This window comes from Rhizobium sp. 0TCS1.26, assembly GCF_050455525.1.
GTDB lineage: Bacteria > Pseudomonadota > Alphaproteobacteria > Rhizobiales > Rhizobiaceae > Neorhizobium.
On sequence record NZ_JBCIYV010000002.1, the window covers coordinates 192407 to 217745 of the forward strand.

Below are 25339 nucleotides of genomic sequence, written 5' to 3' on the forward strand. Positions count from 1 at the left end.
GCGCAAACCATTCAGATCATTGCCATGCCACCGTTGACATGCAGCGTCTGGCCGGTGACGTAGCCGGCCTCGTTGGAAGCCAGGTAAAGGACGGCAGACGCGATGTCGGCGCCGACGCCCATCCGCTTCATCGGGATGACCCCGAGAATGCCTTCCTTCTGCTTGTCGTTCAACTTTCCGGTCATGGCGCTCTCGATAAAGCCGGGGGCGATGCAGTTGACCGTGACGTTGCGGGTGGCGATTTCCTGGGCCAGCGACTTCGACATGCCGATCATGCCGGCCTTCGAGGCGCAGTAATTGGCCTGCCCCGGATTGCCGGTGACGCCGACCACCGAGGTGATGTTGATGATGCGGCCAAAACGGCGGCGCATCATCGGATGGGTGAGTTCGCGCGTCAGCCGGAAAGTCGCCGTGAGGTTGACCTCAAGAACCGCGTCCCAGTCCTCGTCGCTCATCCGCACGAACAGGCCGTCCTTGGTGATGCCGGCATTGTTGACAAGAATATCGACGCCGCCAAGTTCGGCTTCAGCCTTCTCGCCGAGCGCCTTTACCGCGGCGCGATCACTGAGATCGGCGGGGAAGACGTGCGCCCGTTCGCCGAGTTCGGCGGCCAGGGCCTCCAGCTTTTCGGCGCGCGTGCCATGCAGCCCGACGGTTGCGCCCTGTGCATTAAGCAGCCTGGCGATTTCTTCGCCGATGCCGCCGGTCGCACCCGTCACCAAGGCCTTGCGGCCGGTCAAGTCAAACATCGTCTATTCCTTTGTTCTCAGCCGAGGAGCGTCTTTACCGCTGCTTCGATATCGGCAGGCGTATTTACCGCGATGCCGGTGACGTTCTTGTCTATGCGGCGCGCCAGGCCTGTCAGCACCTTGCCGGAGCCGATCTCGTAGAGCGTCGTCACATCGTTGGCGCCGAACCACTCGACAGTTTCGCGCCAGCGCACCTGGCCGGTGACCTGGGTGACGAGAAGCTGGGCGATCTCGCCGGCATCGCGCACCGGCGCGGCCCGGACGTTGGCGATCAGCGGCACGACCGGATCATTCTTCGTCACCAGGTCCAGCGCGTGCTGCATGGCACTTGCGGCCGGTGCCATAAGGTCGGAGTGGAAAGGTGCCGAAACCGGCAGCATGATGGCACGCTTGGCGCCCTTTTCCGAGGCCAGTGCGGCGGCTTTTTCAACGGCAGCCTTCGAGCCGGAGATGACGAGTTGTCCTCCGCCATTGTCGTTGGCGATCTGGCAGATGCCGACCGGCAGGACTTCGGCGCAGACGGCTTCGACATCTGCATGTTCCAGCCCGATGATCGCCGCCATGGCGCCCTCGCCGACGGCGACTGCCGACTGCATGGCGTTGCCGCGGGTGCGCAACAGGCGAGCCGTATCGGAGAGGCTAAAGGCGCCGGCGGCGCACAGCGCCGAATATTCGCCGAGTGAATGGCCGGCGACGTAGGCGACTTTTTCGGCCAGCCTCACACCATTGGCTTCCAGAACGCGCATGACCGCCATCGACACGGCCATCAGCGCCGGCTGCGCATTGGCCGTCAGCGTCAGCTGATCTTCCGGGCCATTCCACATGATCTCGGAAAGCTTCTGATCGAGCGCCTCGTCGACCTCATCGAAAACGGCACGCGCCTCGGGGAACGCCTCGGCGAGATCCTTGCCCATGCCGACCGACTGGCTGCCCTGGCCCGGGAATGTAAATGCAATGCTCATGGGATCCGTTTCCTTTCCCTTTTCGCCTCTCCATTCACATTCCCGCCGGGAGAGTCAAGGCTCCCGGACGGGGACGATGCCGTCTGCTGCCCGCTAACCCCCGGAAACCAGGCCGACCACCTCGTTGATGCACAGGACGATAAACAGCAACGCGGCAACGCCCAGCAGACCGTTCGATACCCAGCCGCTGCGCCATTCCTTCGGGACGCGCGACGAGTTGAGCAGCCAGATCAGCGTCAGCGCCAGGAACGGCATGAAGAAGGCGCCGAGCGCTCCGTAGACGATGACGAGCGTGAACGGGCGACCGAACCACAGCAGTGCCATCGGCGGGATGGTCAGCCAGAACAGGTAGAAGCGGAAGGCGTTGGTCTTCTCGAGATTCTGCCCGCGGCCCGTGCCGCCGCGCAGGATGTGGATGAAGTCGGCGAACAGCAGCGAGACACCGTGCCAGACGCCGAGGATGGAGGAGATGGCGGTGGCGAAGAAGCCGATGAGGAAGATTGTCGACACGACCGGCCCGAACCGTTCACGCAACACCTCGTCGAGGTCGAGAAGGCCGCGGTCGCCCGTCGAGAGGGTGATCTGCGCCGTGTAGAGCATTTCGGCGCCGATGATCAGCATGGCGACGACGAAGATACCGGTGATGGCGTAGGAGACGCGGTTATCGAGGCGCATGACGCCCATCCAGGCCGGCGTGCGCCAGCCCTTGGCGTTCACCCAGTAGCCGTAGGAGGCCATGGTAATGGTGCCGCCGACGCCGCCGATCAGGCCGAGCGTGTAGACGACCGAACCTTCCGGTATGCTCGGCACCAGGCCCGTCAGGGCGTTGCCGACGTTCGGCGCGACCATCAGCGCCACGCCGACGACGATGACGAACATCAAGCCGATGAAGAACTTCATGACGTTCTCGAACATCTCGTAGCGGTTGAGCGCGACGAAGACGGCGCAGATCGAGCCGCACAGCATGGCCCAGAGCCAGAGCGGCACCGCCGGAAACAGGGCGGCGAGCGGCAGCGCCGTGGCGCTCATCGCCGTTGCGCCGTACACGAAGCCCCAGATCATGATGTAGATGCCGAAATACCAGCTCGTCCATTTGCCGAGCGACCGCCAGCCCTCCAGCATGGTGGAACCGGTGGCGAGGTGGTAACGGGCGGACCCCTCAGCCAGGGCAATCTTGACGATGCAGCCGATGACGGCAGCCCACAGCAGCGCATAGCCGAAGCGCGACCCGGCGATCAAAGTCGCCACCAGATCACCGGCGCCGACGCCCGTGGCAGCCGCCACGATCCCCGGTCCGATCAGCTTCCAGCGGCCATGTCTAGGCGGCGCCGACAGGTCTGCCGGAGGGGCCTCAGCCTGCTGTTTCGTCACATCATTCATGCTTTTCTCCTACACCAATGGAACACGGCCATTGAGGCAGAAAGTCAATTCGGCGGAAAAAGTTGCCTCATTTCCTCCATCATTGCCCTCTGCCTGCTTTGCCACGTTCCCTGCCGCAAGAGCCGGATCTTGCCTTGAGGCGAAAGCGGGTTACATTCGTCATGCCCGACCCGCTCCAATCCCCAAGGCCTTCGCAAGGTCGCCAGCGGTTCTCCTCATCGGCCGCCCAGCCCATCCCACCATCTCAAGACGGAAACATCTGCATGAACTTCAAGACGCTCGGTCGCACCGGTATCAAGGTGTCGCAAATCTGCCTCGGCACGATGACCTGGGGCTCCCAGAACAGCGAGGCGGAAGCCTTTCAACAGATGGATTACGCGCTGGACCAGGGCGTCAACTTCTTCGATACCGCCGAACTCTATCCGACGACCCCGGTTTCGCCCGAGACCTACACCGACACCGAAAAGATGATCGGCAACTGGTTCGAGAAGACCGGCAACCGTGACAAGGTCGTGCTGGCCACCAAGGTCGCCGGCGCCGGCCGTCCGTATATCCGCAACGGCGCGCCGATCAATGCCGAGACCATCCGCCAGGCGGTCGACGCGAGCCTATCCCGGCTGAAGACCGACTATATCGACCTCTACCAGATCCACTGGCCGAACCGCGGGCACTACCATTTCCGCGGCGCCTGGAATTACAATCCGTTCGAGCAGGACAAGTCCCGCACCCGGGACGAGATCACCGAGAAGCTCGAGGCGCTCGGCGAGTGCGTCAAGGCCGGCAAGATCCGCGCCATCGGCCTGTCGAACGAGACGGCCTGGGGAACCCAGAACTTCCTGACGATCGCCGAAAAGCTCGGCCTGCCGCGCGTCGCAACCGTGCAAAACGAATACAGCCTGCTCTACCGCACCTTCGACCTGGACCTGGCTGAACTGTCGCATCACGAAGATGTCGGCCTGCTTGCCTATTCGCCACTCGCCGCTGGCATCCTCTCCGGCAAGTATCTGGACGGCGGCAAGCCGGCTGGTTCGCGCGGTTCGATCAACGGCGACCTCGGCGGTCGGCTGGTGCCGCACCAGGAGCCGGTGACACGCGCCTATGTGGGACTGGCGCGTCGTCATGATCTCGATCCGACGCAGATGGCTCTCGCCTTCTGCCTCACCCGGCCGTTCATGACGTCGGTGATCATCGGTGCCACCTCGATGGAGCAGCTGAAGCTCAACATCGGTGCCGCCGACGTGGTTCTCTCCGATGAGGTGATGAAGGGAATATTCGACATCCACCGCCAGTACCCGATGCCGATCTGACGAAAACCGGCGCGGTTGCAAAAAACCGCGCCGGTTAGGACCCAGCTCAAAACTGTGTCGTCAGGCGTGTCAGCCAATCCGGCGACAGTTCCACCAGGCGCGTCTCGACCAGCTTGTCGAGCCCCGTCAGAACCGCCAGGCCGACAAGCAAGAGCAGCAGTCCAAGGCCGATCTTCATCGTCTTGCCGGCATCCATCAGGCGGCCGCGCCAACGCTGCATTGCCTCGCGCGACAGGGTGCCCAGCAGGAGAAGCGGTGTTGCGGCACCGATGCCGAAGGCGACCATCGTCAGGAAGACCTCACCGAGGTTCTGCCCCTGCGCGGCCATCACCGAGGCCGCGCCGAGCGTCGGTCCGACGCAAGGGCTCCAGACCGCACCTAGCAGGACGCCAACCAGGAACTGCCCCGTCCAGCCCTCCTCGCCGAAACCGCCGAAACGGCGCTCGGCCCAGTTGCCGACCGGGCCGGCAGCGGCCGCCAGCCGTGTCTGCATGGACGGCGCCATCAGCACGAGGCCGAAGGCGATCATCATCAGCGCCGCGAAGCTGCGGAAGAAGGCGAGGTCAAAGCCGAGGCCGAAACCGATCGTTGCCACGAACATGCCGATCGCGACGAACGAGCCGGCAAGGCCGAGCGCCAGCGCCAGCTGACCATACCGATGCTTGCTTGCAGCACTCGTCAACACGATCGGCAACAGCGGCAGCACGCAAGGGGAGAGGATCGAAAGCAGGCCCGCGAGTGCCGCGAGCGACAGGGAGCCGACCATCGCCTAGTTCTTTACCGTCGATCGGAACAGCGCCTCGATCTTCTGCGCACTCGTGTCACCGACCGACCGTGAGGTCTCGGTCTTGCCCTTGAATGCGATCAGCGTCGACTGGCTCTGCGCGCCAAAGGTCCGCACGACGTCCTTCTGCGTGTCGAAGTCGACCCGGAAGATCGTCAGCTCGGAGAAGTCCGGCGACGACGCCAGGTTCTTGATGATCGGCTCCTGGGCCTTGCAGGTCGGACACCAGCTCGCCCAGACGTCGACGACGATCGGTTGGTTCTTCTGCTGCGCCGCCTGAAACGACGCCTTATCATAGGGCTTCAACTCGGCTGCGCCGGTCGTCGTCGCCAAGGCGATCATGCCCACGAAGCCGGCTGCCAGTGCCGATACCATTCTGGTGTTCATCTGATTCTCCCAGGTTTCCGATTGATGACGATATCTTGTACGGGCGCAGGTGCTGCGCGGTTACAGGTCTCGCAAACACATCCGCGTGATGCGCCACGGCCGATCCACTCGCAACATTCTGGCGTGCGGTGTTGCGTTCTGGCGAGAAATCCGTATAAGCGCGGCTGTTCACAACACCCGGTCATTTGGCTGGTGGCTGAACGGAGGGCTGGCTTCCGGCAACGGAAACCGCAGGAACTAGAGAGTTCCGGTCTCCCGTGTCTCCGCTCTCGACCGTCTCGAACAACGCTTTTCTTGCATCGGTTACCCGAACAGGAGCAGTCGTTGAGGCTTAGCGCCGGACCCGGGTGTGACAACCGCAAGAAAAGGCAAAGCTACCATGGCTCTTTACGAACATGTATTCCTTGCCCGGCAGGATATGTCCGCACAGCAGGTTGATGCCCTCGTCGAACAGTACAAGGGCGTCCTCGAAGCTAATGGCGGCAAGGTCGGGCGTGTAGAGAACTGGGGCCTCAAGTCCCTGACCTACCGCATCAACAAGAACCGCAAGGCTCACTACGCGCTCATGGACATCGATGCACCGGCTGCTGCCGTGCATGAGATGGAGCGCCAGATGCGCATCAACGAAGACGTTCTTCGCTACATGACGGTTTCCGTCGAGAAGCACGAAGAAGGCCCGTCTGCAATGATGCAGAAGCGCGACCGCGACGACCGTCCGCGTCGTGACGGCGACGATCGTGGCCCGCGCCGCGAAGGTGGCTTCGGCGACCGTGGTCCGCGTCCGGACCGTGGCCCGCGTGAAGGCGGCTTCGAGCGCCGTCCGCGCGAAGATCGCGCCTAATCGAGAGCTCAAGGAGAACACATCATGGCTGAATCATCCTCCGCTCCGGCACGCCGTCCGTTCCATCGCCGCCGCAAGACCTGCCCCTTCTCGGGCGCAAACGCTCCGCGGATCGACTACAAGGACGTTCGCCTCCTGCAGCGCTACATTTCCGAGCGTGGCAAGATCGTACCTTCGCGTATCACGGCCGTTTCCCAGAAGAAGCAGCGCGAACTGGCCCAGGCCATCAAGCGCGCCCGTTTCCTCGGCCTGCTGCCCTACGTTCTGTCCTAATCGGACCTGACTGAGAGGGAAGGCAGTCTCTGCCTTCCCTTCTCCCTTCCGCGTTGGGCGCGGATCGGAATCCTACACAGGCCGCGGCGCGGTACCGGAGTTCGTCCGGAGCGGCGCCAGCGGACAAAACCCATGTTGGGGACCAGCAATCCGGAGATCCGGAGCTTCCCCTAACTGCTCGACAGCAGGACAGCGACCGTGACCGGACTGAACCAGACAGTGCTGACAACCGGCATCCTTGCCGGCATTGCCGCCGCCTTGCTCGTGCTGGGCGCCAATGCGCAGCCGTCGTTCGCCTCGATTCTCTATGCCTCCTCCGCCCTTCCGGTCCTGGTTGCCGGCCTCGGCTGGGGCAATCGCGCCGCCATCGTCGCGATCGTCACCGCTGCCATCATCGGCGCCCTGCTGGTATCGCCGATGTTCGCGCTGGCAATGGCGATCTTCACGCTGATACCGGCCGGCTGGCTGTCGCACCTGGCAAACCTGGCGCGCCCGGCATCGGAACTCGGCGGTCCGGACGACCTGGTGGCCTGGTATCCGATCTCCAACATCCTGATGCATCTGTGCGGGCTGGTGACGGTTGCCGTCGTCATCCTCGGCGCGGCAATCGGCTACGGCCCCGAACTGACCGACCGGATGGTCGACGTGATGGTCGACAGCTTCAACAGCCAGGATGCCGGTCTCGTGCCGGATCCGGCCGGCATCGCCCAGACCAAGGCGATGGCGGTCCTGATGCTGCCGCTCATCCAGGGTGGGCTGTGGGTGATCCTGCTGTTTGCGGCCTTCTACCTCGCGGTCCGCATCGTGTCGCGCAGCGGCCGTGCACTTCGCCCGCGCGAGGACATGCCATCGGCGCTGCGCATGAACCGCAACGCCATCTTCGTGTTTCTCGGCGGCATCGTGCTGACCTTTCTTGGCGGCGTTCCGGCGATGATCGGCGCAACGATCTGCGGCACGTTCGGCGGCGGCTTCCTGATGGCCGGCTTCGCCTCTCTTCACTACCGCACCAAGGGCAAGGACTGGCGCGTCCCGGCCCTGGTGCTCGTCTACCTGTCGACGATGATGGTGCTTCCGGCTATCGCCATCCTCATCATCGGCCTTTCCGATACCCGCCGGACGATCGCCCTGACGCCGGCCCGCAATACCGATAAAACAAACACATCCGATTGATAGAAAGGAACATCAACGATGCACGTCATCCTACTTGAACGCATCTCCAAGCTCGGCCAGATGGGCGAAACCGTCAAGGTTCGCGACGGCTACGCCCGTAACTTCCTGCTGCCGCAGGGCAAGGCACTGCGCTCCAACGCTGCCAACAAGACCCGCTTCGAAGCCGAGCGTGCGACGCTCGAAGCCCGTAACCTGGAGCGCAAGTCGGAAGCCGAACAGGTTGCCGAAACGCTGAACGGCAAGTCGTTCATCGTCGTACGCGCCGCCGGCGAAACCGGTCAGCTCTACGGTTCGGTCGCCGCTCGCGACGTTCTTGAAGTGCTCTCGGCCGAAGGCTTCGCCATCAGCCGCAGCCAGGTCGACCTCAACAACCCGATCAAGGCCATCGGCCTGCACAAGGTGGTTCTCCACCTGCATGCCGAAGTCGAGATCGAAATCGAGCTCAACGTCGCTCGTACGCCGGAAGAAGCCGAGCGCCAGGCACAGGGCGAAAGCCTCACCTCGGCCGACGCCATCTACGGCGTTGACGAAGACGCCCTGCGTCCGGAAGACTTCTTCGATCCGGATGCAGACCGCGACGGCGAAGGCGACGACGAATAATCGACCGCCAAGCATCATGAAAATGGCCCCGGACCTGACTGGTCCGGGGCCATTTTTTGTTCGGGCATCTTCTGTAGCTGCGAGCTTCTCTGACCCTTAGCGGTTCTCAGGAGCCGCCGAGGTATCCACCCTGACCACCACCGACATGCCGGGATCGAGGTCCTTGGCAGACTCCTGGTCGGCATCGATCGAGATGCGCACGCCGACGCGCTGGGCGATTTTGACGAAGTTGCCGGTCGCGTTGTCGGACCGGATGACGGCAAATTCCGAAGCGGTCGCCGGCGCGAACCGTTCGATGCGGCCGCGCAGTTGACGATGGCCCAGCGCATCGACGCTGATCGCCACCGGCTGGCCGACCTGCATGCCGGCAAGCTGCGTTTCCTTATAGTTGGCGATCACCCAGACCTCCGACGGCACGACCGCCAGAAGCTGCGTGCCGGCGGTCACGTACTGGCCGAGGCGCACCCCGACCTCGCCGACCCGGCCATCGCGCGGTGCATGAATCTCGGTGTTGGCGAGATCGATCTTGGCAAGTTCGACGGCAGCTTCGGCACCGGTCACGGCAGCCTCCAGCGATCCGCGGTTGACGACGATCGTCGTCAGTTGCTGGCGGGATACCTCGAGCTGCGCCTGCGCCTGGGCGACGGCTGCGCGTGCCTTCTCCAGTTCGGCTGCGGACTGTTCCTGCGCGCTCAAGACGCCGGCGCCGCTGCGACTGAGGTTTTGCTGGCGTTCGGCGGCAAGCTGGGCCTGTTTCAGGGCGGCCTGCGCGCTGTCCACGGTCGCCTGGCTTGCGCCGATATTGGCGTTCGCGGAAACTTCCTGCTGGTGCGAGTTGGCGAGTGCGGCCTTTTGGCTTTCCAGCGTCGAATTGGCCTGTGCCAGCTTCTGCACGTAGGTGCGGTCGTCGATCTTCACCAGCAGCTGGCCTTCCGTGACCCGCTGGTAGTCCTTGATCGGGACTTCCACCACGTAGCCGCTCACCTGTGGGCTGAGCACCGTGACGTAACCGCGAACATAGGCGTTGTCGGTCATTTCAAGGGTGCTGGTGAACGGCGGCAGCCGCCAGGCATAGAGCACGAGGCCTATGCCGGTCAGGCCGACCAGGAGGACGATGAGGGTTGCCGGCGAAAAGATACGTTTGAGCATGAGTTCAGACCTGTTTGGGTAGTGCCATGCCTGCCTCGCCCGATGCGGGCTTGGAGCGTGCCACGGCGAAGCGGTTCCAGGCAAGGTGGAGTAGAAGGATGGCGAGCGAGGCGATGGTGACGCAACCGATCAGCAGGAAGGCATCGTTGTAGGCGAGCACGTAGGCCTCGCGCGAAACCTGCTGGCCAAGCAGCGCCAGACCTTCGGCGTTGAGCAGCGTTCGGTCGGTGATCGTGTGGCTGTAGCCGCCGACCAGCTGCGAGATGCGCTGGGTGACCTGCGGATTGGTGAGCAGCACGTTCTCGACGAGGATCGAGGAATGAAACTTCTCGCGGATGGTGACGAAGCTGCCGAGGAAGGCGGTGGTGATGACCGACCCGGTGATCTGGGTGAACAGGAAGATGGTGATGAAGTTCACCAGATGCGGCGCCCCCCGCTCCATCGCCGAGGCAAATCCCTTGGCCATGACCGGCGGCAGAAACATCGCGGCACCGAAGGCGATCATCGACTGGCTGAGATACATCTGCTCCGGGCGGGTGAGATTGTTCGACTGGCTGTCCAGGAAGGCGCCGGCGGCAATCAGGCTGAGCGCGATGACGTGCGCCAGGCCGGTGCTTTCGCGCAGCATGAGGCCGGCGCAGACCAGTCCGCCGAGAACCGACGCGATCAGTATCAGCACGTAGAGGAACGTCATCTGGTCGTTCTGCAGCCCGAGCTGCTGGTAGAAGCTGACGATGGTGGTCGACTGCTCCGACGTGATGGCGCGGAACATGATCAGCACGGCGGCCAGATGTAGGTTGGAGCGCGAAAAGATCCAGCGCAGGTCGAGCAGCGGATTTTCGCGGCGCAGCTCGATCATCCCGTAGGCGGTGAGGAAGGCGAGCGCGCTCGCCAGAAGAACGCCAAGCCATGGTGCTTCCAGCCACCAATAGAAACGGCCGAGCGTGAAGAAGACGGCGAGCGAGCCGAGGCCGATCGCCAGCAGCAGATAGGTGAAGACATCGGTGCGCTGGATGACCTTGGCGCGCGGCGGCGGGGTGAGCGGCAGCAGGTAGATGATCGGCAGCGCGATCAGCGACAGGCCGAGCTCCATCGTGTAGAGCGCCCGGTAGCCGTCGAAATCGAGCAGCGTCGGCGAGATGATGCGGGCTGCCGGAGCGGCCAGAAGCGTTCCCATCAGCGCGATGCTGAGGCCAAGGTTCAGCTTGCGCTGCGGTGGGAAGGCTTCGAGGATGTAGAGAAATCCGAGCGACGACAAAGGCGCTGCCGCCATGCCGCTGACGAAGCGCACGACGACCGCCGAATGCAGATCGGTGACGAACAGGTTGAGACAGGATGCCAGCACGAAGGCGGCGATGCTGAGTTCGGCGAATGGACGCAGGCCGTACTGGACGCGGATCTTGAACAGCGCCAGCGACAGGCTGGCATAGGGGAACATGTAGGCAGCCGACAGCGCCGCAACCTCGGCAACAGTCGCCGAGAACGTCCCCTGCAGCTGGTAGAGGTTGACGTTGACGATGTTGAGGCCCAGCCCCTGGGTGAGGAACATCATCAGCCCGGAGGCGATGTAGAGGCCGGTCAACCAGGCGGGCCTCTGCTCGACGGGAATGGGGCTGCCCGGCGGCAGCGGCGCCGCAGGGCCAGGCGTCGCGGCAAGCGTCGTTCCGGGCGCTGCAGCCGGCCCGGCGCCGGAAGGAGCTCCCTCGACAGCCACGGTATCAGCCTTCGTCATCAGTCGCCTTCCCCGTGTTCAGGTCCGAAAGATTGCCGTTCAATCGCTGCAGAACACGCAACGCCACATCAAGATCCCGCTCATCTATGTCGACCACCAGTTGTCCGCGTAAGTCGGCCGCCAAGGCTTGGACATTCCTGCCGACCTCTGTGCCTTCCTCGGTCACATGGATGAGCTTGACGCGCCGGTCAGAGCCTTCAGCCCGCCGCTCGATGAGAGACTGTTTTTCCATGCCGTCCAGCACGCGCACCAGCGTCGGTGTCTCGATTTCGAGTTCCTGCGCAAGATCGGTCTGGCTGAGCGGGCCGCGACGGCTGAGCGCGAAGAGCACGCGGGCGCGCGGCAGGGTAAGCCCCGTCTGCCGCGCCCGCATGTCGAACATCGATCGAAGCCGCCGGTTGAAGGCCGACATCTCGTCGAACAGCCTCTCCGTCATGGTGTGGCGAGACATTGGTAACCCCGGCTGATCATTAGGTTGCTAACTATTCGTGGACTACCTATTGCTGACGTCAGCGCCTTTCAAGCGGCAGGCTTGCATTGCAGCCATGCAACAGACGAAGTTGACGTAAGTTCGCTGGATCGACGCCAGCCAGTCGCGCGGATACGCCTAATGCTTCCGGTGGATGGGCTTTTGCGCGATGATGAAGCCCGGCTGCAAAGCGATTCGGCAGAGGTCACTGTCAATGGAATTCGGCGGCGCGCGAACAAAATTTGCCTTGCTGCAGACAGGCCCTGTGAATTGATATGTGTTGCGGTTAAACGCCCTGTTCTCGGCGCAGCGCTTCACTACACTCCGCCGCTCACAGACAAGATATGGATCCGACGTCATGAACGAAGCAGCGCGCAAGCTGGGCAATATCGCACCGGCGGAGCCGCATTTCCGCGAGGCTCCCAACAACCTTGAAGCCGAGCAGGCTTTGCTGGGCGCGATCCTCGTCAACAACGACGCTTATTATCGCGTGTCGGATTTTCTGAAGCCCGTGCATTTCCACGAGCCGCTGCACCGCAAGATCTTCGAGGTCGCCGGCGACATCATCCGCATGGGCAAGATCGCCCACCCGGTGACGATCAAGACATTCCTTCCGGCCGACACCAAGGTCGGCGAATTGACGATCGCTCAGTATCTCGGCCGGCTGGCGGGCGAGGCTGTGACGATCATCAACGCCGAGGACTATGGCCGGGCGATCTACGACCTGGCGCTTCGCCGGGCGCTGATCACCATTGGCGAGGACATGGTCAACATCGCCTACGACGCGCCGCTGGACATGCCGCCGCAGACGCAGATCGAGGACACCGAGCGCCGGCTGTTCGAGCTGGCCGAGACCGGCCGCTACGACGGCGGCTTCCAGACGTTTTCCGATGCCGTCGCCCAGGCAATCGACATGGCCGGCCAGGCCTTCGAGCGTGATGGCCATCTGTCGGGCATCTCGACCGGCATCATGTCGCTCGACAACAAGATGGGCGGCCTGCAGCGCTCCGACTTGATCGTGCTCGCCGGACGTCCGGGCATGGGCAAGACGTCGCTCGCCACCAACATCGCCTATAACATCGCCGCCTCCTACGAACCGGAGGTGCAGCCGGACGGTTCGTTCAAGGCCAAGAACGGCGGCGTCGTCGGCTTCTATTCGCTCGAAATGTCGTCCGAGCAGCTCGCCACGCGTATTATCTCCGAGCAGACGGAAGTGTCGTCGTCGAAGATCCGGCGCGGCGACATCACCGAGGCCGATTTCGAGAAGCTCGTCGCCTGCAGCCAGATGATGCAGAAGGTGCCGCTGTTCATCGACCAGACGGGTGGTATTTCGATCGCCCAGCTATCGGCCCGAGCCCGCCGCCTGAAGCGCCAGCGCGGCCTCGACTGCCTGGTGGTCGACTATATCCAGCTGATGACCGGCTCGGGCAAGTCGGGCGAGAACCGCGTTCAGGAAGTGACGCAGATCACGACTGGTCTGAAGGCGCTCGGCAAGGAGCTGAACGTTCCGATCGTCGCCCTGTCGCAGCTGTCGCGTCAGGTGGAAAACCGCGAGGACAAGCGCCCGCAGCTTTCAGACTTGCGTGAATCCGGATCTATCGAGCAGGACGCAGACGTCGTGCTGTTCGTGTTCCGCGAGGAATACTATGTGAAGAACATGGAGCCCCGCGATCCCGCCGACCCAAAATACGCGGAGTGGGAAGCGCAGATGGACAAGGTGAAGGGCACGGCTGACGTGATCATCGCCAAGCAGCGCCACGGGCCGACGGGCACAGTGAAGCTCGCCTTCCAGTCGGAATACACCCGCTTCGCCGACCTCGCCGAACCGAGCTTCACCCAGTACGAAGAGCACTGATGGGGCGACTGGCCTGCTTTCTTCTTGAGCCGTATGCAATTTGTCATCGACGAAGGCATACGCATCAGGCCGGCAACGATTGAACGGACCGCTGGCATGACCGACATGGACCTGACCGAAGCCGAACTCGATCCCTTCGAGGCAGCGCCGCTTCGCCTGACCATCGACCTGCAGGCGCTGACCGACAACTGGCGGGACCTCGCGCAGCGGTCTGGCCGGGCGCGCACCGGCGCGGTGCTGAAGGCCGATGCCTACGGGCTCGGCATCGAGGATTGCGGCACAGCCCTCTACCATGCCGGCGCGCGCGACTTCTTCGTCGCTGCCGCCACGGAAGGCGAAACGCTTCGTCCTTACGCGCCGGAAGCGCGGATTTTCGTGCTGTCCGGCATATGGCCCGGCCAGGAGAAGACCTTCTTCGACAACGATCTGGTGCCGGTTCTCGCATCGGAAGAGCAGCTGGCCTTCTGGATGTCGGTGATTGCCGAGCGCGGCGACCACCCCTGCGCACTGCAGGTCGATACCGGCTTCAACCGACTTGGACTATCCGTCGCGGAAGCGCTGGAGCTTGTCGGCGACGTGTCGCGTCCGGCGAGCTTCTCACCGGTGCTTTTGCTGTCGCATCTGCACAGCAGCGACCTCAGCAGCGCCGACAGCAATCGGGTGCAGCTTGAGGCATTCCGCAAGGTGAGCCATGCCTTCGACGGCATTGAGGCGAGCCTCAGCGCGTCGGCCGGCATTTTCCTGGGCCCGGAATACCACTTCGACCTAACGCGTCCGGGCATCGCGCTCTACGGAGGCCAGGCCGCCGGCGAGATCCGCAACCCGATGCGGCCCGTCGCCACGGCCGAAGCCCGGATTCTGCAGGTCCGCTCGGCGCTTGCCGGCGAGACCGTCAGCTACGGCGGAAGTCACAGGCTCGCCCGCGACAGCCGGCTGGCGATCGCTGCAGTTGGCTACGCGGATGGATATCTGCGCGCACTTTCGGGCGCCGGAATACCGCTGCGGCAGGCCGTGCCGTCGGGCGCCTTCGGTTTTGTCGCCGGCCAGCGCGTTCCCGTTGTCGGGCGCGTGACGATGGACCTCACCATCTTCGACGTGACCGACGTTACCTCCACGGCGGTGCGCGCCGGCGACTATATCGAGCTGTTCGGACCCAACATGCCGCTCGAAGAGGTGGCAAATGCCGGCGGAACGATCGGCTATGAACTCCTGACCGGCCTTGGATTGCGCTACGAGCGCCGCTACCTGGATCCCGATATTTGACCTCTGGTCAGCGGTCGCGCGCCGCGCTATAAGAGAACAAAAGGAGATCGAAATGGCCGAGATCCAGTTGAGCGATGAAGATCGCGCGTTCATCGAGAGCAAGATGCGTACGGGTGCTTATAGAAGTGCCGAAGACGTCGTTAGGGCAGGCCTTCGCTTGCTCGATCGCGACGATGAGCACATCCGCGAGATGATCGATGCTGCCGACGCTCAAGTGGCTTCAGGCGACACAGTACGTTTCGCCAGTGCCGAGGCGGTCGCCGATTCGATCATCGATCGGGGGATGCGCCTATTAAACCGAAGGAGCTAGTTTATACTCCGCTGGCAGATCAGGACCTCCTCGCCATGTTCGTTTACATCGGTCAAGAGGATGTGAACGCAGCTGCCCGGTTCATCCGCCAGATAACCGACAAGATCGATTGGATCGCCGCGAGTGGTTTCCCAGGAGTTCCGCGTGACGATCTCCGCCCTGGACTGAAGGCCTTGCCGTTTCGTCGGCGCTGCATCTACTTCCGAACCACACCGGAACAGGTGATCATTCTGCGCGTCCTGCACGGCCACCAGGACATTTCGCCTGATCATTTCACCGACATAAAAGACTGACCTCATGGCAAAGACCAAGACCCAATTCGTGTGCCAGAACTGCGGCACCGTGCACAACCGCTGGGCCGGCAAGTGTGATGGCTGCGGCGAGTGGAACACCATCGTCGAAGAAGATCCGATGGGCGGCATCGGCGGCGGCCCCGGCAAGGTGCCGAAGAAGGGCCGCGCCGTGGCCCTCACCACGCTGTCGGGCGAGACAGAGGAAGCACCACGCATCTACACCGGCATTTCCGAACTTGATCGGGCGACCGGCGGCGGCTTCGTGCGGGGCTCGGCCGTGCTGATCGGCGGCGATCCCGGCATCGGCAAATCGACGCTTTTGATGCAGGCGGCGGCAGCGCTGTCGCGGCGTGGCCACCGGATCATCTACGTCTCTGGCGAAGAAGCGGTCGCCCAGGTGCGGCTGCGTGCCCAGCGGCTGGACGCTGCCTCTTCCGACGTGCTGCTGGCGGCCGAGACCAATGTGGAGGACATCCTGGCAACGATCGGCGAAGGCAAGCGGCCGGACCTGGTGATCATCGATTCGATCCAGACGCTGTGGAGCGATACCGCCGATTCGGCGCCCGGCACCGTCACCCAGGTGCGCACCGGCGTGCAGGCAATGATCCGTTTCGCCAAGCAGACCGGCGCCGCCATGGTGCTGGTCGGGCATGTGACGAAGGAGGGCCAGATCGCCGGGCCACGCGTCGTCGAGCACATGGTCGATGCGGTCCTCTATTTCGAGGGCGACCGGGGCCATCATTACCGCATCCTGCGCACGGTGAAAAACCGGTTTGGCCCGACCGACGAGATCGGCGTCTTCGAGATGTCGGACAAGGGCCTTCGCGAGGTGACCAATCCATCCGAACTGTTTCTCGGCGAGCGCAATGCCAAGGCACCAGGTGCCGCAGTGTTTGCGGGAATGGAGGGAACGCGGCCGGTCCTCGTCGAGGTGCAGGCGCTGGTGGCCCCCACCTCGCTCGGCACGGCGCGACGCGCCGTCGTCGGATGGGACGGGTCGCGCCTGTCAATGATCCTTGCGGTGCTGGAGGCGCATTGCGGCGTCAAGCTCGGCAGCCATGACGTCTATCTCAACGTGGCCGGTGGCTACCGGATTTCCGAGCCGGCAGCCGACGTGGCGGTTGCCGCGGCACTGGTTTCGTCGCTTGCCGGCGTACCGCTGCCCCCTGAATGCGTCTATTTCGGCGAGGTCAGCCTGTCGGGCGCCGTGCGGCCCGTGTCGCAGACGGCGCAGCGGCTCAAGGAGGCCGAGAAGCTGGGCTTCACCTCGGCCATGCTGCCCGCCTCCTCGGCGGAAATCCCGAAAGGCGGGGAGAAGCGCTGGAGCAAGATCGAAGGACTTCCGGATCTGGTCGTCACCATTGCCGGCTCGGCGAGGAAGCTGGGGACGCCGCCGCAGGAGGATTGATCTTTTCCCGGCGACGCCGCTGTTGTAAGGAGTGCGCCATACGGCGAGCGGCGGGGTTATGTCCGACGCCATCACCAGATCACCTTTCGGCTTTGCCGGGCCAGTCTTGGAGTTAGATCATCCCATGCCCATCACGATTTTCGACGGCATCGTCCTCGGCGTCACACTGTTCTCGGCGGTGCTCGCCATGGTCCGCGGCTTCTCCCGCGAGGTGCTGTCGATCGCCAGCTGGGCAGGCTCGATCGCCGCGGCCTACTATCTCTACCCGGTCATCCTGCCCTATGCGAAGAACTACACCAACGACGACAAGATCGCGCTTGCCGCATCGGCCGGCCTGATCTTCCTCATCGCGCTGATCGTCATCACCTTCATCACCACCCGCATCGCCGACTTCATCATCGACAGCAGCATCGGCGCGCTCGACCGGACGCTCGGCTTCCTGTTCGGCGCCGCCCGCGGCATCCTGTTGCTGGTCGTCGCCGTCGCCTTCTGGAACTGGCTGGTCGACGTGCGGTCGCAGCCGGAATGGATCACCCAGGCAAAGTCCAAGCCCTTCCTCGACACGCTGGTCGGCCGGCTGGAAGCCGTGCTGCCGACGGATATCGAGCCGCAGATCCGCGCCCGCATTCTGGGCCATGGCGATGAGGCCCCGGCCACCGGCACCGAGCCCGCCCCCTCCGACGAGGCACCGGCTCCGGCGCCAGGTGTGACAAACAATTGACGCTAAGTTGCGATTGTAAGGGCTCTCAAGCATTCCCAGATATGCTATAGGCAATTCGAGAGGCCGGAAGCAGGCGTCACCCGCACGCCCTTCCGGCCTCTTCCCATTATCGACACTGAGACAGCGCAAGGACCTGCAGACATGAATCAGCCGGTTGCTCATGATATTTCCGATGAACTGGACGGCGATACGCTGCACGAGGAATGCGGCGTCTTCGGCATTCTGGGGCATCCCGATGCGGCGACGCTCACGGCACTTGGCCTGCACGCGCTGCAGCATCGCGGTCAGGAGGCGGCCGGCATCGTTTCCTTCGACGGCCAGCAGTTCCACACGGAAAAGCACATGGGCCTGGTGGGGGACCACTACACCAACCCGCTGACGCTGGCGAAGCTGCCGGGCAACATGGCGATCGGCCATACCCGCTACTCGACGACCGGTGAGGTCGCGTTGCGCAACGTCCAGCCGCTGTTTGCCGAACTGGAAGTCGGCGGCATCGCCGTTGCCCATAACGGCAATTTTACCAACGGCTTGACGCTGCGGCGCCAGCTGATCGCCGGCGGCGCCATCTGCCAGTCGACCTCCGATACCGAAGTCGTGCTGCATCTCATTGCCCGCTCGCGCTACGCCTCGACCACCGATCGCTTCATCGATGCCATTCGGCAGATGGAAGGCGGCTACTCGATGCTCGGCATCACCCGCACCAAGCTGATCGCCGCGCGTGACCCGACGGGCATCCGGCCGCTAGTGATGGGCGACCTCGATGGCAAGCCGATCTTCTGTTCGGAAACCTGTGCGCTCGACATCATTGGCGCCAAATTCGTCCGCGACGTCGAAAACGGCGAAGTCATCATCTGCGAGATCCAGCCGGACGGCTCGATCACCATCGATTCCCGCAAGTCGACGAGCTCCCAGCCGGAGCGGCTCTGCCTGTTCGAATATGTCTACTTCGCCCGGCCTGACTCGGTCGTCGGCGGCCGCAGCGTCTACGTCGCGCGCAAGAACATGGGCATCAACCTTGCCAAGGAAGCCCCGATCGAGGCTGACGTCGTCGTGCCGGTTCCGGACGGCGGTACGCCGGCTGCCCTCGGCTACGCGCAGGAAAGCGGCATTCCGTTCGAATACGGCATCATCCGCAACCACTATGTCGGCCGCACCTTCATTGAGCCGACGCAGCAGATCCGCGCCTTCGGCGTCAAGCTGAAGCACTCGGCCAACCGGGCGATGATCGAGGGCAAGCGCGTCGTGCTGGTCGACGATTCGATCGTCCGCGGCACGACCTCGCTGAAGATCGTCCAGATGATCCGCGATGCCGGCGCCAAGGAAGTCCACCTGCGCGTCGCCAGCCCGATGATCTTCTACCCGGACTTCTACGGCATCGACACGCCCGATGCGGAAAAGCTGCTGGCCAACCAGTATGACGGCGCGGAAGCCATGTGCCGCTATATCGGCGCCGATACCCTCTCCTTCCTGTCGATCGACGGCCTCTACCGCGCCGTCGGCGGCGAGCCGCGCAATCCGGCGCGCCCGCAGTTCACCGACCACTACTTCACCGGTGACTATCCGACCCGCCTGCTTGACAAGGATGGCGAACCGGTGGGACGCAAGCTGGCTGTGATGGCCAGCAACGGCTGATCGAGCAAACGGCTGAGGGAGATCGCGCGCGGGCGCCTGCATGGGCGCTCACGCCGAAGGGGCAACGGGACGGATAATGACGGATCTGAAGGGCAGGATCGCGCTGGTCACCGGCGCGTCGAGGGGCATCGGCTACTTTACCGCATTGGAACTGGCAAAGGCTGGCGCGCATGTGATTGCCTGCGCCCGCACCGTCGGCGGGCTTGAAGAGCTCGACGACGCCATCCAGGCGTCCGGCGGCAGCGCCACGCTCGTACCCTTCGACATCACCGACATGGCAGCGATCGACAAGCTCGGCGCCTCGATCTTCGAGCGCTGGGGCAAGCTCGACATCCTCGTCGCCAATGCCGGCATCCTCGGCGTCATCTCGCCGGTCGGTCACATCGAGGCAAAAGTCTTCGACAAGGTGATGCTGACCAACGTCACGGCCACCTGGCGGCTGATCCGCTCGGTCGAACCGCTGCTGCTGAGATCAGACGCGGGCCGTGCGTTGCTCCTGTCTTCGGGCGTCGCCACCGATGCGCGCGCCTTCTGGGGTGCCTATGCTGCCTCCAAGGCCGCCGTCGAGATGCTTGGCCGCACCTGGGCTGCGGAGACGAAGCAATCGAAGCTCAGGGTCATAAACGTCAATCCGGGCGCCACCCGCACCGCGATGCGGGCGCAGGCGATGCCGGGCGAAGATCCTGCCGACCTGCCGCATCCCTCGGAAGTGGCGCAAAAGCTTCTGCCGCTCTGCGGACCGGAGATGACCGAGACCGGCCGGCTGTTTGTCGTCCGGCAAAACAAGTTCGTCGACTACCGCCTGCCGGAATAGCCAGACCAGACCGGCCGCCCGCCCTCCTCCATCACCGGATTTCCGCATGCGCCCGCGCGATCTTGCCGCCTACCTTTGTCTGGCCGTCGCCTGGGGCCTCTCCTTCCTGCTGTTGCTGAAGGTGGTTCAGGCATTTGGCTGGGTCGGCGCGGTGACCTTCCGCTGCTTCATCGCCGCAGCCATCCTGCTCGTCCTGGCGCGGGTGACGCGGCGCCGCCTCGACTTTCCAGAGAACTGGACGGCGCTGGCCGTGGTCGGCGCGACGACGGTGGCGGGCCAGCTCATCGGCCTTTCCTACGCAATGCCGCGGATCGGTACGGCCATGGCGGCGATCTTCGTTGCATCGATCCCGCTGTTTTCCATGGTCATCTCGCAGGCCTGGGGCCTTGAGAGGATCACGCCGACACGCGTGGCCGGACTGGCGCTCGGCACGATCGGGCTCATCATGCTGGTCGGCTTCCCGGCCGTCCCGGTGACCACGCCGTTCCTGCTGGGATGCGCAGCAATGCTGTTTTCCACCTTCTCCGCCGCCTATGGCAGCAACCACGCCAGCCGTCACCTGTCGACGACCGGGCCGTGGGAGGTAACGATCGGTGCGTTCCTGGCCGGCGGGCTGATGATCCTGCCGCTGCTTGCCGCGGTGCCGGTGCCCGGCATTCCGCAGCTGCTGGACTACGTCTACCTGATTGCGCTGGCGGGCCTGATGAGCGCGCTGACCTACGTCCTCTACTTCGGTCTCGTCGCCAGCATCGGCGCGACGCGGGCAATCAGCGTCGAGTTCGTCGTCACGCTGGTCGCCGTCCTCGTCGGTGCAACCGTGCTCGACGAACCGCTGACGCTGGTACAGATCATCGGCGGCGTGGTGATCATCGCCGGTTGCGCGCTGGTGCTCGGCCTCGTGCCGGCCAGGGACAAGATCCCGGTTTCTCCGTAAGGCAAGAGACGCAGCTATCGCCTGCCCGCCGACCGGGGAATTTATTTGCCGCACATCTGGCGCAGCTGGATGGTGCACCCTTGCCCTCCCTTGACCAGCCGCGCGTTGCGCGCCATAACCTTTGCCATGAACACGGCCCTCTGCATCATCTGCGGGAAGATTATTCGCTAGCTTTCGCTGGCCGGCCGTTCTCGTCTCTCGAAGTCCGAAAGAAGACACAGAACCGGTCCGGCCGGTTACAGTGCATTCCGGGAGACACCTCGATGAGCCTCACGCTCAAGCTCTACAACACGCTGACCCGCCAGAAGGCGCCGTTCCAGCCCATCGATCCCGAGAACGTGCGCATGTATGTGTGCGGGCCGACGGTCTACGATTTCGCCCATATCGGAAATGCCCGGCCGGTCGTCGTCTTCGACGTGCTCTATCGGCTGCTGAGGCATGTCTATGGCGACGCGCACGTCACTTATGCCCGCAACATCACCGACGTCGACGACAAGATCAACGCACGGGCACTACGGGATTATCCGGGCCTGCCGCTCAACGAGGCGATCCGCGCCGTGACGGACAGCACCGAGCGCCAGTTCCAGGCCGACGCTGCAGCACTCGGCTGCCTGGAGCCGAGCATCCAGCCGCGCGCCACCGACAACATTGCGCAGATGATCGACATCATCGAGCGGCTGATCGAGCGCGGCCATGCCTATGCGGCCGAAGGCGAAGTGCTATTCGACACCCGCTCGATGGCCGATTACGGCCAGTTGTCCAAGCGGCCGCTCGACGAGCAGCAGGCCGGCGCCCGCATCGCCGTCGACGCGCACAAGAAAAACCCCGGCGACTTCGTGCTGTGGAAGGCGTCCAGCGACAGCGAACCGGGCTGGGACAGCCCCTGGGGCCGCGGCCGTCCCGGCTGGCACATCGAATGCTCCGCCATGGCGGGTCGCTACCTCGGCGAGGTCTTCGACATCCATGGCGGCGGGCTGGACCTGATCTTCCCGCACCACGAAAACGAGATCGCCCAGTCGCGCTGCGCCCACGGCACCGAGGTGATGGCGAATTTCTGGATGCACAACGGCTTCGTGCAGGTGGAAGGCCGCAAGATGTCGAAGTCCGAGGGCAATTTCGTCACCATCAACGAGTTGCTGGAGACCGACAAGTTCGGCGGCCGGAAATGGCCGGGCGAAGTGCTGCGGCTCGCCATGCTGATGACACACTACCGCGAACCGATCGACTTTTCGGTCAAGCGGCTGGAAGAGGCGGAACGGCTGATCTCCAGATGGCCGGTCGTCGAGCCGGACGACGACGCGCGGCCCTGCGAAAGTGTGCTCGATGCGCTCGCCGACGATCTCAATACCGTCGCGGCCGTGCAGGCGCTGCACGGGCTGGCGCAGGCGTCTCATTCGGATGCCGACGCGCGGCGCCGGTTTGCCGGCTCTGCCGCGCTTCTCGGCCTGCTGCCGAAGCAGACGGAGGTCGACGACGCGGTGGCGGCGGGCATCGATGCCGTCGTCGAGATGCGCCTGGAACTGCTGAAGGCGAAGAACTTTGCCGAGGCCGACCGCATCCGCAACGAGCTTGCCGACAAGGGCATCCAGCTGAGGGACGGCAAGGATCCGGCAAGCGGCGAGCGGGTGACGACCTGGGAGATGAAGCGGTAGGCTTGCTGCCTCACACAGCGAAGCATAGGCTGCCAAGAGTGATCAAGGAGGACAGCATGGGTGCCGAACATCATGTGAAGTTTTTCCGCAATGGCGGAAAACAGGCCGTGGTCATTCCTGCCGAGTTAGAGATGACAGGTGAAGAGGCCGTCATGCGCAAGGAGGGCGACCGGATCATTCTAGAGCCAGCCAGGCCAAATGAAGAAAACCTTATCCGGTGGCTTCAGGCCCAGCCGCGTCTGAGTGACGAGGATCTCAATTTCGACTTTGATGAAAAGGGACCGCCGCCCCGGGACGTGGATCTTTGACCGAAGCGGCCTTCATGCTCGATACGAACATCCTCTCGGATGCCTTGCGCAATCCGTTCGGCAAGCTCGCAGCGCAGATCGACAAATTCCGGCACGACCTCATCTGCACAAGCGCGATCGTCGCGTCCGAGATGCGCTACGGAGCTGCAAAGAAGGGATCCCAAAAGCTGGTCGAGCGGGTCGAAGCCGTGCTCAGTCGCATCAGCATCGTGTCTTACGATGCAGAGGCGACGGTTCATTACGCGGCGATCCGGACCCATCTCGAGATGAGGGGAGAGATCATCGGCTGGGGCGATCTGTTTATCGCCGCCCATGCACGATCTCTGGGCATGGTACTCGTCACTAACAACACGCGCGAGTTTTCCCGGGTACCGGGTTTGACGCTGGAAAACTGGCTGGAGGAATCCGCATGACCCAGATCTACACCGGCGGATGTCAGTGCGGCGCGATCCGCTTCCGGGCAGAGGGAGAGATCAGCCGCGCGTCGATCTGCCACTGCCGCATGTGCCAGAAGGCGTTCGGCGGCTATTACGCGCCGCTCGTCTCGGTGCGCGAGGTCGACTTCCAGTGGACGCGCGGCGAGCGCAAGATTTTTCGCTCCAGCAACGTCGTGTCGCGTGGCTTTTGCGGCGATTGCGGCACGCCGCTGACCTATGAGGCGCCGGACGGAATAGCGATCGCCGCCGGGGCCTTCGACGATCCCTCCAGCGTGGCGCCGACCCTGCAGTTCGGCGCCGAAGGCAAGATCGGCTTCGTCGACCATCTGCACGAACTGCCGTCGCGCCGGACTGAAGAGGATCTACAGGACGAGCCGTTCCTTGCGGATCTCGTCTCCTACCAGCATCCGGACCACGACACGCCAGAATGGCCGCCGAATGACCGGTCGGCAAAGGATGGGCAGCCATGACCATGACTGGCGTTTTCACCGGCGGCTGCCAGTGCGGTGCGGTGCGGTTCCGGGCGGAAAAGCTCGGCCGCCCGTCGATCTGCCACTGCCGCATGTGCCAGAAGGCGTCCGGCGGCTTTTTCGGCGCCTTCGTCACCGCCGACCAGGCGCATCTGACCTGGACGCGCGGCCAGCCCAGCCTGTTTCGCTCTTCGGCGAAGGTGAAGCGCGGCTTCTGCAACCGCTGCGGCACGCCGCTCACCTATCATCATCCGGGCGGCGTCGAGATCACCATCGGCGCGTTCGACCAGCCTGAGCTGCTGGAACCGCAGGTGCAGGTGAACCACGACAAGCGCCTGCCCTGGGTCGAAACGCTGTTTGACAAGCCGCCTGCCGCACAGAGCCTCGACGCAACCGAGATGGTGTCCTACCAGCATCCCGATCACGACACGGCCGAGTGGCCGCCAAAGGACGAATGAGCATGACCGCTGACCTGCGCGGGTTCTATCCCGAAATCGAACCCTACGAGACCGGCTTCCTGGACGTCGGCGACGGACACAGCGTCTACTTCGAGCGGGTCGGCACCCGCGGCGCCAAGCCGGCGGTGTTCCTGCACGGAGGCCCCGGCGGCGGCATCGGCCCCACCCAGCGGCGGCTGTTCGATCCCCATCTCTACGACGTCATCCTGTTCGATCAGCGCGGTTGCGGCAAGTCGACCCCGAATGCTTCGATCGAAGCCAATACCACCTGGCATCTGGTGGCCGACATCGAGCGGCTGCGCGAGATGATGGGCGTCGAGCAGTGGCTGGTGTTCGGCGGATCCTGGGGCTCGACGCTGGCGCTCGCCTATGCGGAGACGCATCCGCAGCGGGTGTCGCAACTGGTGCTGCGCGGCATCTACACGCTGACCCGGGCGGAGCTCGATTGGTACTATCAGTTCGGCGTGTCGGAGATGTTCCCCGACAAGTGGGAGCGGTTCCAGGCGCCGATCCCGCAGGAGGAGCGTCACGAGATGATGGCCGCCTACCGCCGCCGCCTGACCGGTGACGACCGCGACGAGCAGGTGCGCGCAGCGCTCGCCTGGAGCACCTGGGAAGGCGAGACGATCACGCTTCTGCCGAACCCGGATTATTCCGGTGGCTTCGGCGAGCCTGACTATGCGCTCGCCTTCGCCCGCATCGAGAACCACTTCTTCGTCCATGCCGGCTGGCTGGAGGAAGGACAGCTGCTGCGCGATGCAGTGAAGCTGAAGGACATTCCGGGCGTCATCATCCATGGCCGCTACGACATGCCCTGCCCGGCGAAATATGCCTGGATGCTGCACAAGGCCTGGCCGAAGGCGGAGTTCCACCTCATCGAAGGTGCCGGACACGCCTATCTGGAGCCCGGCATTCTCGACCAGCTGATCCGTGCCACGGACCGGTTCGCCGGCAAGAACTGAAGGCTCGGGCAATGCATAG

General features: G+C 63.8%; 28 protein-coding genes. 20 read left to right on the top strand and 8 right to left on the bottom strand.

Annotation, left to right across the window (positions count from 1 at the left end):
• Positions 1–11: 11 nt before the first annotated feature.
• The 3 genes from fabG to AAIH46_RS08020 all read right to left on the bottom strand — a co-directional run bounded on the left by fabG (position 12) and on the right by AAIH46_RS08020 (position 3091).
• Positions 12–749, bottom strand: a complete 738-nt coding sequence (fabG, locus tag AAIH46_RS08010) for a 3-oxoacyl-[acyl-carrier-protein] reductase (RefSeq protein ID WP_430305285.1) — start codon at positions 747–749, stop codon at positions 12–14.
• 17 nt (positions 750–766) lie between these two features.
• Positions 767–1711, bottom strand: coding sequence for an ACP S-malonyltransferase (fabD, locus tag AAIH46_RS08015; RefSeq protein WP_430305286.1), 945 nt, complete (start codon positions 1709–1711; stop codon positions 767–769).
• A 93-nt stretch (positions 1712–1804) separates the two neighbouring features.
• Positions 1805–3091: an Nramp family divalent metal transporter gene (locus tag AAIH46_RS08020; RefSeq protein ID WP_430305288.1), complete on the bottom strand. Its 1287-nt coding sequence runs from the start codon at positions 3089–3091 to the stop codon at positions 1805–1807.
• A gap of 263 nt (positions 3092–3354) precedes the next feature.
• Here AAIH46_RS08020 and AAIH46_RS08025 point away from each other — a divergent pair, with 263 nt between their 5' ends.
• Positions 3355–4398 carry an aldo/keto reductase gene (locus AAIH46_RS08025; RefSeq protein WP_430305289.1) on the top strand — a complete coding sequence of 348 codons (1044 nt, stop codon included), beginning with the start codon at positions 3355–3357 and terminating at the stop codon, positions 4396–4398.
• 46 nt (positions 4399–4444) lie between these two features.
• On the opposite strand, the gene AAIH46_RS08030 is transcribed toward AAIH46_RS08025, so the two are convergent.
• Both AAIH46_RS08030 and AAIH46_RS08035 read right to left on the bottom strand, forming a co-directional pair.
• Entirely contained in the window at positions 4445–5164 is a 720-nt protein-coding gene (locus AAIH46_RS08030) for a cytochrome c biogenesis CcdA family protein (protein ID WP_430305291.1), read from the bottom strand.
• Between the two features lie 3 nt (positions 5165–5167).
• Positions 5168–5569 carry a thioredoxin family protein gene (locus AAIH46_RS08035; RefSeq protein WP_430305293.1) on the bottom strand — a complete coding sequence of 134 codons (402 nt, stop codon included), beginning with the start codon at positions 5567–5569 and terminating at the stop codon, positions 5168–5170.
• 379 nt (positions 5570–5948) lie between these two features.
• Here AAIH46_RS08035 and rpsF point away from each other — a divergent pair, with 379 nt between their 5' ends.
• From rpsF to rplI, 4 genes are all read left to right on the top strand, one after another.
• Positions 5949–6410, top strand: a complete 462-nt coding sequence (rpsF, locus tag AAIH46_RS08040; RefSeq protein ID WP_430305295.1) for a 30S ribosomal protein S6 — start codon at positions 5949–5951, stop codon at positions 6408–6410.
• Between the two features lie 24 nt (positions 6411–6434).
• A complete protein-coding gene (gene rpsR / locus AAIH46_RS08045; protein ID WP_430305297.1) occupies positions 6435–6683 on the top strand; it encodes a 30S ribosomal protein S18 in 249 nt (82 codons plus the stop codon).
• Positions 6684–6881: 198 nt separating this feature from the next.
• A complete protein-coding gene (locus tag AAIH46_RS08050; RefSeq protein WP_430305299.1) occupies positions 6882–7853 on the top strand; it encodes a DUF2232 domain-containing protein in 972 nt (323 codons plus the stop codon).
• Positions 7854–7871: 18 nt separating this feature from the next.
• On the top strand, positions 7872–8453 hold the full coding sequence (gene rplI, locus AAIH46_RS08055) for a 50S ribosomal protein L9 (protein ID WP_430305301.1): 582 nt from the start codon (positions 7872–7874) through the stop codon (positions 8451–8453).
• Positions 8454–8549: 96 nt separating this feature from the next.
• Here rplI and AAIH46_RS08060 read toward each other — a convergent pair whose 3' ends face one another.
• The 3 genes from AAIH46_RS08060 to AAIH46_RS08070 are packed head-to-tail and all read right to left on the bottom strand — an operon-like array spanning position 8550 to position 11785.
• A complete protein-coding gene (locus AAIH46_RS08060; protein ID WP_430305303.1) occupies positions 8550–9602 on the bottom strand; it encodes an HlyD family secretion protein in 1053 nt (350 codons plus the stop codon).
• Between the two features lie 4 nt (positions 9603–9606).
• Positions 9607–11334, bottom strand: coding sequence for an MFS transporter (locus tag AAIH46_RS08065; protein ID WP_430305306.1), 1728 nt, complete (start codon positions 11332–11334; stop codon positions 9607–9609).
• Positions 11321–11785, bottom strand: coding sequence for a MarR family winged helix-turn-helix transcriptional regulator (locus AAIH46_RS08070; RefSeq protein WP_430305308.1), 465 nt, complete (start codon positions 11783–11785; stop codon positions 11321–11323). The genes AAIH46_RS08065 and AAIH46_RS08070 overlap by 14 nt, the downstream gene beginning before the upstream one ends.
• A gap of 376 nt (positions 11786–12161) precedes the next feature.
• Here AAIH46_RS08070 and AAIH46_RS08075 point away from each other — a divergent pair, with 376 nt between their 5' ends.
• The 15 genes from AAIH46_RS08075 to pip all read left to right on the top strand — a co-directional run bounded on the left by AAIH46_RS08075 (position 12162) and on the right by pip (position 25320).
• A complete protein-coding gene (locus AAIH46_RS08075; protein ID WP_430305310.1) occupies positions 12162–13658 on the top strand; it encodes a replicative DNA helicase in 1497 nt (498 codons plus the stop codon).
• 96 nt (positions 13659–13754) lie between these two features.
• Positions 13755–14921 (top strand): alanine racemase, encoded by a 1167-nt coding sequence (alr, locus tag AAIH46_RS08080; RefSeq protein WP_430305312.1) that lies wholly within the window; start codon positions 13755–13757, stop codon positions 14919–14921.
• Positions 14922–14973: 52 nt separating this feature from the next.
• Positions 14974–15231, top strand: coding sequence for a type II toxin-antitoxin system ParD family antitoxin (locus AAIH46_RS08085; protein ID WP_430305314.1), 258 nt, complete (start codon positions 14974–14976; stop codon positions 15229–15231).
• Between the two features lie 11 nt (positions 15232–15242).
• Positions 15243–15524: a type II toxin-antitoxin system RelE/ParE family toxin gene (locus tag AAIH46_RS08090; RefSeq protein WP_430306517.1), complete on the top strand. Its 282-nt coding sequence runs from the start codon at positions 15243–15245 to the stop codon at positions 15522–15524.
• A gap of 4 nt (positions 15525–15528) precedes the next feature.
• A complete protein-coding gene (gene radA / locus AAIH46_RS08095; protein ID WP_430305316.1) occupies positions 15529–16932 on the top strand; it encodes a DNA repair protein RadA in 1404 nt (467 codons plus the stop codon).
• Between the two features lie 124 nt (positions 16933–17056).
• Entirely contained in the window at positions 17057–17653 is a 597-nt protein-coding gene (locus AAIH46_RS08100) for a CvpA family protein (RefSeq protein ID WP_430305318.1), read from the top strand.
• A gap of 141 nt (positions 17654–17794) precedes the next feature.
• Positions 17795–19285: an amidophosphoribosyltransferase gene (purF, locus tag AAIH46_RS08105; protein WP_430305320.1), complete on the top strand. Its 1491-nt coding sequence runs from the start codon at positions 17795–17797 to the stop codon at positions 19283–19285.
• 73 nt (positions 19286–19358) lie between these two features.
• The gene (locus tag AAIH46_RS08110) at positions 19359–20099 is read left to right on the top strand and encodes an SDR family NAD(P)-dependent oxidoreductase (RefSeq protein WP_430306518.1); all 741 of its coding nucleotides are present in this window, start codon (positions 19359–19361) and stop codon (positions 20097–20099) included.
• Between the two features lie 46 nt (positions 20100–20145).
• Positions 20146–21033 (top strand): DMT family transporter, encoded by an 888-nt coding sequence (locus AAIH46_RS08115; protein WP_430305322.1) that lies wholly within the window; start codon positions 20146–20148, stop codon positions 21031–21033.
• 263 nt (positions 21034–21296) lie between these two features.
• Complete coding sequence (gene cysS, locus AAIH46_RS08120; protein ID WP_430305323.1) at positions 21297–22685, top strand: cysteine--tRNA ligase; 1389 nt, start codon at positions 21297–21299, stop codon at positions 22683–22685.
• Positions 22686–22741: 56 nt separating this feature from the next.
• A complete protein-coding gene (locus AAIH46_RS08125) occupies positions 22742–22993 on the top strand; it encodes an antitoxin (protein WP_430305325.1) in 252 nt (83 codons plus the stop codon).
• 14 nt (positions 22994–23007) lie between these two features.
• Positions 23008–23406 (top strand): type II toxin-antitoxin system VapC family toxin, encoded by a 399-nt coding sequence (locus AAIH46_RS08130; protein WP_430305327.1) that lies wholly within the window; start codon positions 23008–23010, stop codon positions 23404–23406.
• Positions 23403–23900 carry a GFA family protein gene (locus AAIH46_RS08135; RefSeq protein WP_430305329.1) on the top strand — a complete coding sequence of 166 codons (498 nt, stop codon included), beginning with the start codon at positions 23403–23405 and terminating at the stop codon, positions 23898–23900. Before AAIH46_RS08130 ends, AAIH46_RS08135 begins: the two co-directional genes overlap by 4 nt.
• Positions 23897–24358, top strand: a complete 462-nt coding sequence (locus tag AAIH46_RS08140) for a GFA family protein (RefSeq protein WP_430305331.1) — start codon at positions 23897–23899, stop codon at positions 24356–24358. Before AAIH46_RS08135 ends, AAIH46_RS08140 begins: the two co-directional genes overlap by 4 nt.
• 2 nt (positions 24359–24360) lie before the next feature.
• Complete coding sequence (pip, locus tag AAIH46_RS08145) at positions 24361–25320, top strand: prolyl aminopeptidase (protein WP_430305333.1); 960 nt, start codon at positions 24361–24363, stop codon at positions 25318–25320.
• Positions 25321–25339: the final 19 nt, after the last annotated feature.